General features: G+C 60.2%; 12 protein-coding genes. 7 read left to right on the top strand and 5 right to left on the bottom strand.

Translation table 11 applies throughout. The annotated features are described in order from the left end of the window. Positions 1 to 333: 333 nt before the first annotated feature. Positions 334 to 813, top strand: coding sequence for an Lrp/AsnC family transcriptional regulator (locus ACYZTW_RS29405; protein ID WP_007937367.1), 480 nt, complete (start codon positions 334 to 336; stop codon positions 811 to 813). Between the two features lie 210 nt (positions 814 to 1,023). Beyond that, positions 1,024 to 1,233: a DUF2788 domain-containing protein gene (locus tag ACYZTW_RS29410; RefSeq protein ID WP_462002834.1), complete on the top strand. Its 210-nt coding sequence runs from the start codon at positions 1,024 to 1,026 to the stop codon at positions 1,231 to 1,233. Here ACYZTW_RS29410 and ACYZTW_RS29415 read toward each other — a convergent pair. From ACYZTW_RS29415 to ACYZTW_RS29430, 4 genes are all read right to left on the bottom strand, one after another. Further along, positions 1,228 to 1,869 (bottom strand): pseudouridine synthase, encoded by a 642-nt coding sequence (locus ACYZTW_RS29415; protein ID WP_462002835.1) that lies wholly within the window; start codon positions 1,867 to 1,869, stop codon positions 1,228 to 1,230. The genes ACYZTW_RS29410 and ACYZTW_RS29415 overlap by 6 nt on opposite strands. A gap of 335 nt (positions 1,870 to 2,204) precedes the next feature. Further along, on the bottom strand, positions 2,205 to 3,704 hold the full coding sequence (gene amn, locus ACYZTW_RS29420) for an AMP nucleosidase (protein ID WP_185753236.1): 1,500 nt from the start codon (positions 3,702 to 3,704) through the stop codon (positions 2,205 to 2,207). 58 nt (positions 3,705 to 3,762) lie between these two features. Next, on the bottom strand, positions 3,763 to 5,412 hold the full coding sequence (locus ACYZTW_RS29425; protein ID WP_462002836.1) for an acyl-CoA dehydrogenase family protein: 1,650 nt from the start codon (positions 5,410 to 5,412) through the stop codon (positions 3,763 to 3,765). Between the two features lie 74 nt (positions 5,413 to 5,486). Beyond that, complete coding sequence (locus tag ACYZTW_RS29430; protein ID WP_462002837.1) at positions 5,487 to 7,871, bottom strand: 7TM diverse intracellular signaling domain-containing protein; 2,385 nt, start codon at positions 7,869 to 7,871, stop codon at positions 5,487 to 5,489. Positions 7,872 to 8,326: 455 nt separating this feature from the next. Here ACYZTW_RS29430 and ACYZTW_RS29435 point away from each other — a divergent pair, with 455 nt between their 5' ends. The 4 genes from ACYZTW_RS29435 (at position 8,327) to ACYZTW_RS29450 (ending at position 11,858) form a co-directional block, all read left to right on the top strand. Next, positions 8,327 to 9,124, top strand: a complete 798-nt coding sequence (locus ACYZTW_RS29435) for a hydroxymethylpyrimidine/phosphomethylpyrimidine kinase (RefSeq protein ID WP_462002838.1) — start codon at positions 8,327 to 8,329, stop codon at positions 9,122 to 9,124. Between the two features lie 32 nt (positions 9,125 to 9,156). Then, entirely contained in the window at positions 9,157 to 9,780 is a 624-nt protein-coding gene (gene thiE, locus ACYZTW_RS29440) for a thiamine phosphate synthase (protein WP_462002839.1), read from the top strand. 15 nt (positions 9,781 to 9,795) lie between these two features. Beyond that, entirely contained in the window at positions 9,796 to 11,079 is a 1,284-nt protein-coding gene (hemL, locus tag ACYZTW_RS29445; protein WP_462002840.1) for a glutamate-1-semialdehyde 2,1-aminomutase, read from the top strand. 224 nt (positions 11,080 to 11,303) lie between these two features. Next, entirely contained in the window at positions 11,304 to 11,858 is a 555-nt protein-coding gene (locus tag ACYZTW_RS29450) for a tetratricopeptide repeat protein (RefSeq protein WP_056744588.1), read from the top strand. A gap of 201 nt (positions 11,859 to 12,059) precedes the next feature. On the opposite strand, the gene ACYZTW_RS29455 is transcribed toward ACYZTW_RS29450, so the two are convergent. After that, the gene (locus ACYZTW_RS29455) at positions 12,060 to 12,389 is read right to left on the bottom strand and encodes a DUF1820 family protein (RefSeq protein ID WP_007894425.1); all 330 of its coding nucleotides are present in this window, start codon (positions 12,387 to 12,389) and stop codon (positions 12,060 to 12,062) included. Positions 12,390 to 12,523: 134 nt separating this feature from the next. On the opposite strand from ACYZTW_RS29455, the gene miaB reads away from it, so the two are divergent. Continuing rightward, positions 12,524 to 13,852 (top strand): tRNA (N6-isopentenyl adenosine(37)-C2)-methylthiotransferase MiaB, encoded by a 1,329-nt coding sequence (gene miaB, locus ACYZTW_RS29460; protein WP_462002841.1) that lies wholly within the window; start codon positions 12,524 to 12,526, stop codon positions 13,850 to 13,852. The last annotated feature ends 25 nt before the right edge of the window (positions 13,853 to 13,877 follow it).

Here is a 13,877-nt window from a genome sequence, read left to right on the forward strand (position 1 = left end):
CGCCAAATTCCGGGCAAAAGAAAAGGGAGACCCGTCGGCCTCCCTTTGAGAACTTCGTCCGTGCTCGACGCTTTTGACGTCGGCTCACCTCACGCCGTCTTCTGGACAGTGTGTAGCTCGGGGGCCGGCACATCCCCTGTGGGGGTGGCGACCGCCGCCGGCCTGATTCGGCGAGCGGCTGTGGACTGTTTGTCCGAGCAGTGATTCTGGTGATAAGAATAGGCTCGTGGCGCCAGCAGAGGATTGCGAAGATTGCTCAAATAAACATCACTTGCGCAATTTTTAACCCTGGATAGATAATCCACCGCAATAGTTATGACAAAGGCCTGATTGATGAGCAAACTCGACCGATACGACCTGAGCATTTTGGCCGAATTGCAGCGTGACGCGCGCATTTCCAACCAGGAGCTGGCCGAACGCATCGGCCTGTCCCCCTCGCCATGCTCGCGGCGGGTCAAGCAGCTGGAAGACGACGGCTACATCTCCCGCCAGGTGGCCTTGCTGGACCGCAAGATGCTCGGCTTGAGCCTGACGGCTTACGTGTTGATCGGCATGGACCGACACACACCCGAGCGTTTCGAAAACTTCGAAGCGGCGATTCGTACGTTGCCGCAGGTGCTGGAGTGCAGTTTGGTGACCGGAATGGATGCCGACTATCAGCTCAAGGTGGTGGTGCCGGACATGGACCATTATCAGAAATTGCTGCTGGGGCATCTGACCCGGATTGAAGGGGTGACGAGTGTGCGGTCGAGTTTTGTGTTGAACCAGGTGCTCAACAGTACCGAGTTGCCGCTGACTCATCTGCGCAGCTGATTGTGGCGAGGGGATTTATCCCCGCTGGGTTGCGAAGCAACCCTAAAAGTCTCGGCCAGTGCTACGCACTGGAACGGGGATAAATCCCCTCGCCACAGTGTGTTTTCAGACAAATGACTGCGGTACACCGACGCAGGTCAATGCCCCGCCAATCCCCCTTGGCGTATACTCGCTCCGCCCTTTTAGCCCCGCCCGCGCTGGAGATGTTCGATGGATCCTGCAGTATTCGAAGAGTGGATGATGACCGGACTGGTCAGCATTCTGATCATTTTCATGGGTTTCATCGTCTGGGATCTGGCGAAGAAATCCAAGGCCGGCAAGTTCGGTACGTTCATTCTGTTCTTTGTACTGGGCCTGGGGATTCTCGCGTTCATCATCAAGAGCGTGGTCATCGCGTACATCGAAAGCGGCTCGTCATAAACGCGCCGGCACTTCCTTCCACTGGCCCTGATCGAGCCCTTCGATCGACCAGTCGCCGATTTTGACCCGCACCAGGCGCAACGTCGGCAAGCCGACCGCCGCGGTCATGCGCCGTACCTGACGGTTACGCCCTTCGCGAATCACCAACTCCAGCCAACGGGTCGGCACGCTTTTGCGAAAACGCACCGGCGGGTTACGCGGCCACAACTGCGGCTCATCCAGTTGCCGCGCCTCGGCCGGCAACGTCATGCCATCGTTCAGCTCAACGCCATCGCGCAAGCGCTGCAACTGCTCGGCACTCGGCTCGCCTTCCACCTGCACCCAATAGGTCTTCGCCAGTTTGTGTTTCGGGTCGGCGATCCGCGCCTGAAGCTGGCCATCATTGGTCAGCAGCAGCAAACCTTCACTGTCGCGGTCCAGCCGTCCTGCCGGGTAAATCCCGGGAATCTCGATGTAATCCTTGAGCGTCGCCCGCCCTTCGCCGTCGCTGAATTGCGTCAGCACATCGAATGGTTTGTTGAACAAAATAAGCTTCGGCTCGGCGGGCGGCGCTTTGGCGACACGGCGCGGAGCTGAGGACGATGGCGCAGGCTTCACGCCAGGGCGGCGGGAAACGGGACGTTGAGGACGGGACATGGGAAAAGGAACATCTAGCGGTCAGGGCTGCTAATGCTAGGGCGTGCCATCGATTATTTCCACTGCCGCGCCGGGTCTGCTGTTGCGCAGGGCAAGGCGCGAGGAGCGTGGTTTGGTCATTCCAAATAAGCTCCGAGCAACGCGGCCCTGCGCAACAGCAGGCCCGGCCCTTCGGGTTGTGCCTGAAAGCGGGCCAGACTGCGTTGCAGTCCTCGGCAAGGGAGAAACCATTACCTTCGGACTGCGCCTTGCCTGGCCCGCTTTCAGGCGACAACGCGGCGGTGGAAATAATCGATGGCACGCCCTGCCCTGACCGTTAAATGACCATCTCGCAATCAGCGGAACGGCGGCTCGTCGAAGCTGCGCAGTTTGCGCGAGTGCAGCGAGTTGAGTTCGGTGCGCAACAGATCCACCGCCTCAATCCCGATCTTCAAATGCTGGCTGACCGCGCGTTCATAGAAGGCGTTGGCCGAACCCGGCAGCTTGATTTCGCTGTGCAACGGTTTGTCCGAAACACAGAGCAACGTGCCGTACGGAACCCGCAAGCGATAACCTTGCGCTGCGATGGTGCCGCTTTCCATGTCCACCGCCACGGCGCGGGACAGGTTGATCAGCGGACGTTCCTGAGCCCAACGCAATTCCCAGTTTCGGTCGTCGTAGGTCAGCACGGTGCCGGTACGCAGGCGTTTTTTCAGCTCGTCGCCCTTCTCACCGGTGATATTGGCCGCCGCTTGCTGCAACGCCATCTGCACTTCGGCCAGGGCCGGAATCGGGATATTCGGCGGCACGACCCGATCGAGAATCCCGTCGCGGCGCATGTAAGCGTGCGCCAGCACGTAATCGCCGATGGTCTGCGACTGACGCAAGCCACCACAGTGGCCGATCATCAGCCAGCAATGCGGACGCAGCACTGCCAAATGGTCGGTGATGTTCTTGGCGTTGGACGGGCCGACGCCGATGTTCACCAGGGTCACGCCATGGCCGTCGCTGGCGATCAGGTGATAAGCCGGCATCTGATAGCGGTGCCAGACCACACCGGCGGCAATCGCCGAGGCTTCGCCGTGGTCCATGCTCTTTTCGATGATCACGTTGCCCGGCAAGACCATGCGCACGAAGCGCGGATCGCTGCGCAACTGTTCCAGGCCATGGACGATGAACTGGTCGACGTAGCGGTGGTAGTTGGTCAGCAGAATCCATGGCTGCACATGACGCCAGTCGCTGCCGGTGTAATGCACCAGGCGGCGCAAGGAGAAATCCACCCGCGCGGCGTCGAACAAGGCCAATGGCAACGGGTCAGTGTTTTCCCAATCGTACAAACCGTCGGCAATGCCATCGGTCGCGGCGGACAAATCGGTACTCGGGAACACCCGCGCCAGCACGGCGGCGGTGACGCCAGAGCCGGCCAGTTCATCGCCCTGCTCAACCACGTACGGATAAGGAATGTTTTGCTGGCTGATACCGACTTCCACCGTCACGGTGAAGTCATGCATCAACGGCACCAGCTGTTCCAGCAGGTACTTACGGAAGGCGGCGGGATGAGTGACGGTGACGCTGTAAGTCCCCGGCAGTTGAACCTTGGCGTAGGCCCGAGTGGTCTGTGGGACTTCGCCCTGGCAATGGTAGGTCAGACGCAGTTCGGGATAGCGAAACATCGCACGCTGTTCAGCGTCTGGTTCGACTCGATCCTTGAGGTAACGCTTGAGCGCCTGGTTCAGCGCGGTGGTTGCACGATTGTGCAAGAGCGCAAGCCGGTCCACGGCTTGCTCGGCGGTTTGAACGACAATAAAAGCTTCGGTCACGATCAGCATCCTGTGTTCTGACTTGCAGGCCTTCATCTTGCCTGCATCGTCGCTTCACGGGAACAGTGGTTGCTACACAAATGCCAAGTCCACCCTAGATCCAATGTGGGAGCGAGCGGGCGACAATCGCTTCCACATCCAGCCCGCGTGGTAACGCGCCATACACCCGACCGGCGGAACCGAGACGACTGGCGATAAATGCATCACTGACCGCCGCATTGCCAGCCTCCAGCAACAGCTTGGCCTGAAGGCCCAACGCAATGTCTTCGGTCAATTGCCGCGCGCGGTATTGAATGTCGCTGGTGTCTTTGAAGGCCGCCTGCAATTGGCTGATGTGTGCAGCCAGGTGCTTGTCGCCATGGCCATCGCCCAATTCGCCGAACAGTACGTCAAGCACACCCGGCTCCTTGGACAACGCTCGCAATACGTCGAGGCATTGCACGTTGCCGGAACCTTCCCACGTCGAATTGACCGGTGCCTCACGGTACAAACGCGGCAAGATGCTGTCTTCGACATAACCGGCGCCGCCCATGCATTCGGCAGCCTCGTTGATCATCCCGGGCGCGCGTTTGCAGATCCAGTACTTGCCCACCGCAGTGACCAGCCGCGCGAATTTGGCTTCATGGTCGTCATCCAGATGATCCAGCGCCTGGCCCATGCGCAGGCTCAAGGCCAGGGCGGCTTCGCTTTCCAGGGCCAGGTCGGCCAGTACGTTCTGCATCAAGGGTTGTTCGCTGAGCAACTTGCCGCCGACCTTGCGGTGAGCGCAGTGATGGCTGGCCTGGGTCAGGGCCTGGCGCATCAGCGAACTGGAACCGACCATGCAATCGAAGCGGGTCATGGCGACCATTTCGATGATGGTCGGAACGCCTCGCCCCTCCTCGCCGACCATCCACGCCAGCGCACCACGGAACTCCACTTCGCTGGAAGCGTTGGAGCAATTGCCGAGTTTGTTCTTCAGGCGCTGTATGTAGAACTGATTGCGTGTGTCATCCGGACGATGGCGCGGCAGCAGGAAACAGGTCAGCCCCTTGTCAGTCTGAGCCAGGGTCAGAAAGGCATCGCACATGGGTGCGGAGCAGAACCACTTGTGGCCCACCAGTTCATACGCCTGGCCCGGACCACTGGCGCCGACCGGAAAAGCCTTGGTAGTGTTGGCCCGCACGTCGGTGCCGCCCTGTTTCTCGGTCATGGCCATGCCTATGGTGACCCCGGCCTTGTGGACCATGCCGACGTTGCGCGGATCGTATTCGGTAGAGAGGATTTTCGGCAGCCATTGCTCCGCCAGATCCGCTTGCAGGCGCATCGCCGGGACGCTGGCGAAAGTCATGGTCAGCGGGCAACCACTACCGGCTTCGGCCTGGCTGTGCAGGTAGGTCATGGCGGCGCGGGCGACGTGGGCGCCGGACTGTGGATGTGCCCAGGGCAATGAGGTCAGACCGTGCTCGACCGCCGTGCGCATCAGTTCGTGATAGGCCGGGTGAAATTCCACCAGGTCGATGCGATGGCCGTAACGGTCATGGCTGCTGAAAACCGGCTTGTTCTGATTGGCCAGGAACCCCGCTTCCATCAGCGGCCCGCCGGCCAGGGCGCCGTAAGCGTCGATCCGCGACTCGGCCCACCCGGCCCCGAAACGCCGCGACCACTCCTGCAAGGGCAGGTCGATGCGGTACAGGTTGGCGCCGTCCAGCGACGGTGGCTGGTTGGTGACTTCGTGGGTTTCGGCGAACTGATGCAGGTTCATGACGGGGCTCCTTTGGTCAGCCAAGGGACTTCAGTTAAGCACCGCCCCCCGGCCGAACAAAGTGTCATATCTGCCTAACTGTCGGCGCTTTCGCCTTGCCTTGGACACAGCACCCGGCGATAGAGCGCTGCCTGCAGGTCCTCGAATTTCACCGGCTTGCTCAGGTAATCGATCAAGGCACCGGTCGGGCAGCGTTCCCGATCAATGCTCAAGGCAATCACGAATACCGGCAATTCGGTACAGCCCGGCAACGTGCGGATCTGGCAACAGAGGGACGTGCTGTCCAAAGGTGGAAGCTGGCAATCGAGCAATACCGCATCGAAGGTTTCGCGCTGCAAGTGATCGAGCGCGGTAGCCCCGTTGTCGACGGTGCGCACCCGGAACCCCAGCTTGAGCAACATGCCGCGCATCACCAACTGATTGATGCTGTTGTCATCAACCAGCAGGACAGTGCAGTCCTGAGGCAGTCGCAGTCGAGGAAACTCCCGGTTCATCAAGGGCACTGGCGACCGCTCCACCACGGGCAGTTCGAACTCGACGTCGAGCTGGAAGCGGCTGCCACGACCAGGCTCGGAGCGGTGAGTCAGCTTTCCACCGAGCAGTTCGACCAACTGCCGACAGATCGCCAGGCCGACGCCCAGACCACCGTATTCACGGGTCATCGAGCCGTCGAGCTGGAAGAACCGCTGATACAGTGTCGCCTCCCCCAGATCGGTGAAGCCGATGCCAGTGTCGATCACCGCAAAGGACAGTGCCAGTCGGTCGGGCGCCACGGGCTTACCCGTCACCCGCAGCGCCAACCCGCCGATCCGAGTGAACTTGATCGCGTTATCCAGCAGGCACTCCAGGCATTGCGCCAACTTGGCGCTGTCGCCGTGCAAACGATCCGGCAGCCCCGGCGTGACCTCGACTTTGAAGTCCAGCGACTTGCTCAACGCGTTGCCCTCGAACTGCAGGCGCAAAGCCTCGACCACGCCGCGCAAACTGAAAATGGCCGGATAGGTCTTGAGCTTGCCGGCCTGCAACTCGGTCAGGGTGAGGATGCCGTTGACCATGCGCATCATGTCTCGCGCCGAACCGGCGGCCGTTTGCTGATATTGCTCCAGCTCCGGGTCCATCTCGACCGTCTGCATCAGTTCCAGCGAACCGATCACACCGTTCATGGGCGTGCGCAGTTCGTGGGTCAGGGTGGCGAGGAATTCGTCCTTGAGCTTGTTACTGTGAGCCAGTTGCTGGTTCAGCACTTCAAGCGTTTGACCGGCATCGAACAGGGTCTGCGCCTGTTGCTCGCGCATGGCGTTGATGCGATCAGCCAGCGCCAGGGACAGCAGCGCCACCTCTATCGCCGAGCCAATCTGGCTGGAATACATGGTCAGGAACACGTTCGGCAGGTAACCCAGCACCATCAGGGTGTTGACGATGCCGCCGAGTAAAAACGCCGACCAGGCAATGATGAAATAACGCGCCACTCGCAGACCACGCAGCCAGGCGAAAATCCCTGCGGCAAAAATCACCACGGTGAAGACCAATGCCAGCGCTGTCGCCAGGCGCAGGGCCAGGGCGTAACTGGTCATCAACGACAACCCGACCACCACCGCGCTAAACGCAATCAGCGCCAGCAGCAAGCGGTCGAGCCAACGACTGTGGGTCGCCGTCTGCAAGAAGCCGCGCGCGAACTGGCTGCCGAACAGGCCTGCACAACCGATGAAAAACGGCGTCGCGGCGTTAGCCCACCAGGGATTGTTCGGCCAGAAATATTCCACCGCCGCGCCATTCACTGACAACTGATACAAGCCGAACGAGGCGATATAGAAGATGTAATGGAGGTAGCTGGTATCGCGCACGCTGAGGTAGATGAACAGGTTGTACACCAGCATTCCCAGCAATACGCCGTAGATCAGCCCCAGTACATAGAGGCGGATTGGCTGCTCTTCCAGGTAGGCAGTGCTCGACCACAAGGTGACCGGCGCCTGGATCGACCCTTCACTCTGCAGACGCAGGTACAGGGTTTGCGCTTGATCAGGGGTGAAGTTCAGATTGAACAAATAATTGTTCTGGCGGATCTCGCGACTGTCGAACGGCAAGGCATCGCCCGTCTGGCGTGCCAGTTGATAGCCACCGGCGGTATCGGGCAAGTACAGATCAAGGTGATCGAGGGGCGGATAGGCCAGTTCCAGCAACCAGGTGCGTTGCACCGCGGGGTTGTTCGGCCGGTAATGCAGGTCGATTTTTAACCAGAACACTGAACGCGAGTAACCGGCGTTGAGGGTGGCTTTGTCGTGGGGCTTGAAGTTTCCGGCCGCGGCTTGTGCACGGACATCGGCGATGGTCGCCTGACCGCCCGCGTCTTCGAACACTTGCAGGGTTCGGCCCAGGGGAAGGCTTTGAGTGAATTCGTCGAATTCGAATGCACTCGCCATGAGGGGCAAGCACAACAGCAACATCAGCAAATAGCGCATTTAAGCCCCAGCGTGGCCTGTCCGGTTATCTCAGGAAGCCCCTCATTCCTTTTGAGTAGACGTAAAACCGGTATTACCTGTTATTGGTTTGGATCCACTCTAGCATAGCCGTTGGTGGCCATTGAACACCATTGAAATTTTTCCTACAAAGGCTCTAGCACGGGCGCTCCAGCTCCATGCACTGAGATAGAGCTGTTTGCCCGGTCAGATTATGAAAATGCCCTGTTCCCTGTAGCAGCTGGCGAAGCCTGCGTTCGGTTCGGGCCGCGTTCGGACGTAGCAGTCGTGAAGTCAGTCGCTGCGGTGTATCAGGCAGACTGCGTGTTCAGGTTTTACGACTGCTACGTCCGAACGCGGCCCGAACCGAACGCAGCCTTCGGCAGCTGCTACATGGACCGCGTCATGACTCGCTGGGGACACCCGAAAAAAGATGTTTGGTGGTAAGCTCGCGCACCATGAATATCTACAGCTCTCGCCCCGTTGTCCTCTGTCTCTCCGGCCACGACCCAAGTGGTGGCGCCGGCTTGCAGGCAGATATCGAAGCCCTGCTCGCTCAGGGTTGTCATGCGGCCCCGGCCGTCACCGCCCTGACCGTGCAAGACACGGTCAACGTCACTGACTTTCGCGTGCTCGACCGTGAGTGGGTGTTGGCCCAGGCCAATGCCGTGCTCAACGACTCGACGGTCGCGGCCGTGAAACTGGGCATGCTCGGTTCGCTGGAAATGGTCGACACCGTGGTCGAACTGTTGTCGGCGCACCCGCATTTGCCGGTGGTCTGCGACCCGGTGCTGCGCGCCGGTGGCGGCGGACGGCTGGGCAAGGACGAAGTCGGTTACGCCATGCGCGAGCGCCTGCTGCCCCTGTCGATCATCGCCACTCCTAACCTTCCCGAAGCCCGCATCCTCGCCGAACTGCCCGAAGGCACCGCGGACGAGTGCGCTGAAAAACTCCTGCCATTCGTCAAACACCTGCTCATCACCGGCGGCCATGGCGATGAACACGAAATCCACAATCGCCTGTACAGCCGCGACGGTCGCCGCGAAACCTTCACCTGCCAGCGCTTGCCCGGCAGTTATCACGGCTCCGGTTGCACGTTGGCCAGCGCCCTGGCCGGTCGTCTGGCCCAGGGTGAAAATCTCGTCAGTGCCGTGCAGACCGCGCTTAACTACACGTGGCGCACCCTGCGTGATGCGGAGCAGTTGGGCAAAGGCCAGTTCGTGCCGCGCCGCCTGCCGCTGGATTTCTGTTCGTAACTGTCCATGCGTAAAGCAAAAAGGATTGCCAGATGAAGCTACGTGGCCTGTACGCCATTACCGATAGCCAGCTGCTGGCCGGTAAATTTCTTTCGTATGTGGAGGCGGCGTTGGAAGGCGGCGTCACCCTGCTGCAATACCGTGACAAGAGCAGCGACGAGGCCCGCCGTCTGCGCGAGGCCGAAGCCCTGCGCGATCTGTGCGAACGCTACAAGACCCAGTTGATCATCAACGACGATGCCGAACTGGCTGCACGGCTGAACGTCGGCGTGCACCTGGGCCAGACCGATGGCCCGCTGACCCCGGCCCGCGCGCTGCTCGGTCGCCAGGCGATCATCGGCTCGACCTGCCACGCGCAGCTCGAACTCGCTGAACAAGCGGCCAAGGAAGGCGCCAGTTATGTCGCCTTCGGCCGCTTCTTCAACTCCAATACCAAACCCGGCGCACCGACCTGCAGTCTCGAACTGCTCGACCAGGCCCGCAGCAAACTGCACCTGCCGATCTGCGCGATTGGCGGCATCACGCTGGAAAACGCCGCGCCACTGGTGGCCCACGGGGTCGATCTGCTGGCGGTAGTCCATGGCCTGTTTGGCGCCGAGAGCACGGCTGAAGTGACACGCCGCGCCCGCGCATTCAACGAATTACTAAAAATCTGATTTGAGAACCCGATCATGTCTCGTTCCGAAACGCTGTTTGCCAATGCCCAGAAACACATTCCCGGTGGCGTGAACTCGCCTGTTCGCGCATTTAAAAGCGTTGGCGGCACGCCGTTGTTCTTCAAACACGCCGAAGGCGCCTACATCACCGACGAAGACAACAAGCGTTATGTGGATTACGTCGGTTCCTGGGGGCCGATGATTCTCGGCCACAGCCACCCCGACGTGCTGGACGCCGTGCGCAAACAGCTTGAGCACGGTTTGTCCTACGGCGCGCCGACCGAGATGGAAACCCAGATGGCTGATCTGGTCTGCTCGATCGTGCCGTCGATGGAAATGGTACGCATGGTCAGCTCCGGCACCGAAGCGACCATGAGTGCTATCCGTCTGGCCCGTGGTTTCACCGGCCGCGACAGCATCATCAAGTTCGAAGGCTGCTACCACGGTCACTCCGACAGCCTGCTGGTCAAGGCCGGTTCCGGCGCCCTGACCCAAGGCGTGCCGAGCTCGGCCGGTGTGCCGGCGGCCTTCGCCAAACACACCCTGACCTTGCCGTTCAACGACATCGACGCCGTAGCAACCCTGCTCGCCGAAGTCGGCCAGGACGTGGCGTGCATCATCGTCGAGCCCGTGGCCGGCAACATGAACTGCGTACCGCCGGCACCAGGTTTCCTCGAAGGCCTGCGCACCCTGTGCGACAAGCATGGCGTGGTGCTGATTTTCGACGAAGTGATGACCGGTTTCCGTGTCGCCCTTGGCGGAGCACAAGCCCACTACGGCGTGACGCCTGACCTGACCACCTTCGGCAAGATCATCGGTGGCGGCATGCCGGTTGGCTGCTTCGGCGGCAAGCGCGAAATCATGTCGCACATCGCACCATTGGGCCCGGTCTATCAGGCTGGCACATTGTCGGGTAACCCGCTGGCCATGGCGGCCGGCCTGACGACCCTGCGCCTGATCAGCCGTCCCGGCTTCCACGCAGAGTTGACTGACTACACCAGCCGCCTGCTCGATGGCCTGCAACAGCGTGCCGATGCCGCGGGCATTCCGTTCGTGACCACACAGGCCGGCGGCATGTTCGGCCTGTACTTCAGCGGCGCCGACGACATCGTGACTTTCGATGACGTGATGGCCAGCGACGCCGCCCTGTTCGGGCGCTTCTTCCACTTGATGCTCGAAGGTGGCGTGTACCTGGCGCCGAGTGCCTTCGAAGCCGGCTTCACCTCGATCGCCCACGGCGAAACCGAGCTGAAACTGACATTGGATGCCGCCGAGCGTGCATTTGCTGCCTTGAAATAGCGCTGTGTCGCTGATGTTGGCGATTGCCAGCGTCAGCTTTCACCTACATTCCCGCCCTTATTCCTACGCTTCTGCTAAAAATCCCCAGCAAAGTGGGCGATATATTCCCCGTGCAGCAGAAAAACGAGTAAAGACTTTGTAAGGTTGGCCCTGCTTATTTCATAATGCGCGCTTATTGGATCCCTCGATGGGTCCGCGCGCCCTTCAGAGGTAAGTCGATTCCCATGAACCGCACCGGCCGCGCCCTTGCATTGGGCTGCCTGTTGCTCCTTCAGCCCCTGCTCGCGCTCGCACAAGCAGGCGGCAACTCGTTGTTAATCCCAGCGATGGGTCGTTGCACCCTCAATACTCAGCCGCAAGACCTGGCACAGGCGCTCGCCGCCTGCCAGAAAGCGTCGGATGAAGGGGATGCGCAAGCGCAATACGAGTTGGGTGAGTTCTACTACGACGGCAAAAACACGCCGCGCGACCTCAAAAAAGCCCTGGGCTACTTCGAAAAGGCCTCGCTGCAAGGCCATGCTCAGGCGCAATTCAAACTCGGCACCATGTTCTTCCACGGCGAAGGCGTACCGGCCAATAACGTCCAGGCTTACATCGTGCTGAAAATGGCTGCGGTCAATGGCGCTGAAGAAGCGTTGGACACCGCCGACGAAGTCGCCGAGAAAATGCCTCGCGAAGAACTTGAGGTGGCTACCCAAGTGCTGGGGCAAATCTTCCGCAAATATCTGATGGAATTGCAGAGCGCCGATGGGCGTACGCCTTTTTCGCCCCTTCCCTGACTGTGGCGAGGGGATTTATCCCCGTTCGGCTGCGCAGCAGTCGTAAAGTCAGCGAATGCGATCCAGTTGAGCGAATGGGATGCCTGAATGCGGGGCTGCTTCGCAGCCCAACGGGGATAAATCCCCTCGCCACAATAAATCCCCTGACCACAATGACTCTCTAGCCACAGAAGAGAGCCCTGTCAGCTTCAAGATTGCTACTTACTTCTCAGGCATCGGCATCGGAAACGGCATGACATTGCCGACCGCGCCGCGGGCTTCGCTGATTTTCGGCGTGCCGAGGCGCTCGACCTCGTCGATCCGCACGATCGAATGCATCGGCACAAAGCTGCGCACAACGCCTTCGAACTGAGCCTTGAGCTTCTCTTCGCTCGGATCGACGACCACTTGCGTGCGCTCGCCAAAGACGAACTCTTCCACTTCCAGGAAGCCCCACAGATCACTTTGATAGATCTGTTTGGCATACATTTCGTACACCTGGCCCTGATTGAGGAAAATCACCTTGTAGATTGGAGCTTCACGTTTGGTCATGGTGGGCGAACAACACATCGGGGATAAAAATGAGGGCGCGAACTATAGCATAGCCACCGGACGCACAGCGGTAGGAACCTTGGGTCATGTTCCCTATAATGCGCGGTTCTTTGAATCACGTGATGACTCTTTCCATGGCCAAGAAGCTTTACATCGAAACCCACGGTTGCCAGATGAACGAGTACGACAGCTCGCGCATGGTCGATTTGCTGGGTGAACATCAGGCCCTGGAAGTCACCGCTCGCGCTGAAGATGCCGACGTGATCCTGCTCAACACCTGCTCGATCCGCGAGCGCGCCCAGGACCGTGTGTACTCCCAACTCGGCCGCTGGCGCGAACTGAAACTGGCAAACCCGGACATGGTCATCGCCGTCGGCGGCTGCGTGGCCAGTCAGGAAGGCGCGGCAATTCGCGACCGTGCCCCATATGTGGACGTGGTCTTCGGCCCGCAGACCCTGCACCGCCTGCCGGAAATGATCGACGCCGCGCGCGCTACCAAACTGCCGCAAGTCGACGTCTCGTTCCCGGAAATCGAAAAGTTCGACCACTTGCCCGAGCCGCGCATCGATGGGCCAAGCGCCTACGTGTCGGTCATGGAAGGCTGCAGCAAGTACTGCACCTTCTGCGTGGTGCCTTACACCCGCGGTGAAGAAGTCAGCCGCCCCTTCGATGACGTGATCGCCGAGATCATCCACCTGGCTGAAAACGGCGTGCGCGAAGTGACCCTGCTGGGGCAGAATGTCAACGGTTATCGCGGCACCACTCACGATGGGCGCCTGGCGGATCTCGCCGAGTTGATCCGAGTGGTGGCCGCCGTCGATGGCATCGACCGCATCCGCTACACCACCTCACACCCGCTGGAGTTCTCCGATAGCCTGATCCAGGCCCACGCCGACGTGCCGGAACTGGTCAAACACCTGCACTTGCCCGTGCAATCGGGTTCGGACCGAATCCTGGCGGCGATGAAGCGAAACCACACCGCACTGGAATACAAATCAAAACTGCGCAAGTTACGCGCTGCCGTGCCGGGGATTTGCATCAGCTCGGACTTCATCGTTGGCTTCCCGGGTGAGACAGAGAAAGACTTCGAACAGACCATGAAGCTGATCGAAGACGTCGGTTTCGACTTCTCCTACTCGTTCGTCTATAGCCAGCGTCCGGGTACTCCGGCTGCCGATCTGGCCGACGAAACGCCGGAAGAGCTGAAAAAAGAACGCCTGAACGCCCTGCAACATCGCCTGAACCAGCAAGGCTTCGAGATCAGTCGACAAATGGTCGGTTCGACCCAGCAGATCCTGGTGACCGATTATTCGAAAAAGGACCCCGGCGAACTGCAAGGCCGGACCGAGAATAACCGCATCGTCAATTTCCGCTGCGACAATCCAACCTTGATTGGTCAGTTCGCCGATGTGCACATTGATGCCGCTCAGCCACACTCGCTGCGGGGCTCGTTGATCCAGTGACAGCGCATTCCCCTGTGGGAGCGAG

This window comes from Pseudomonas sp. LB3P25, assembly GCF_054897985.1.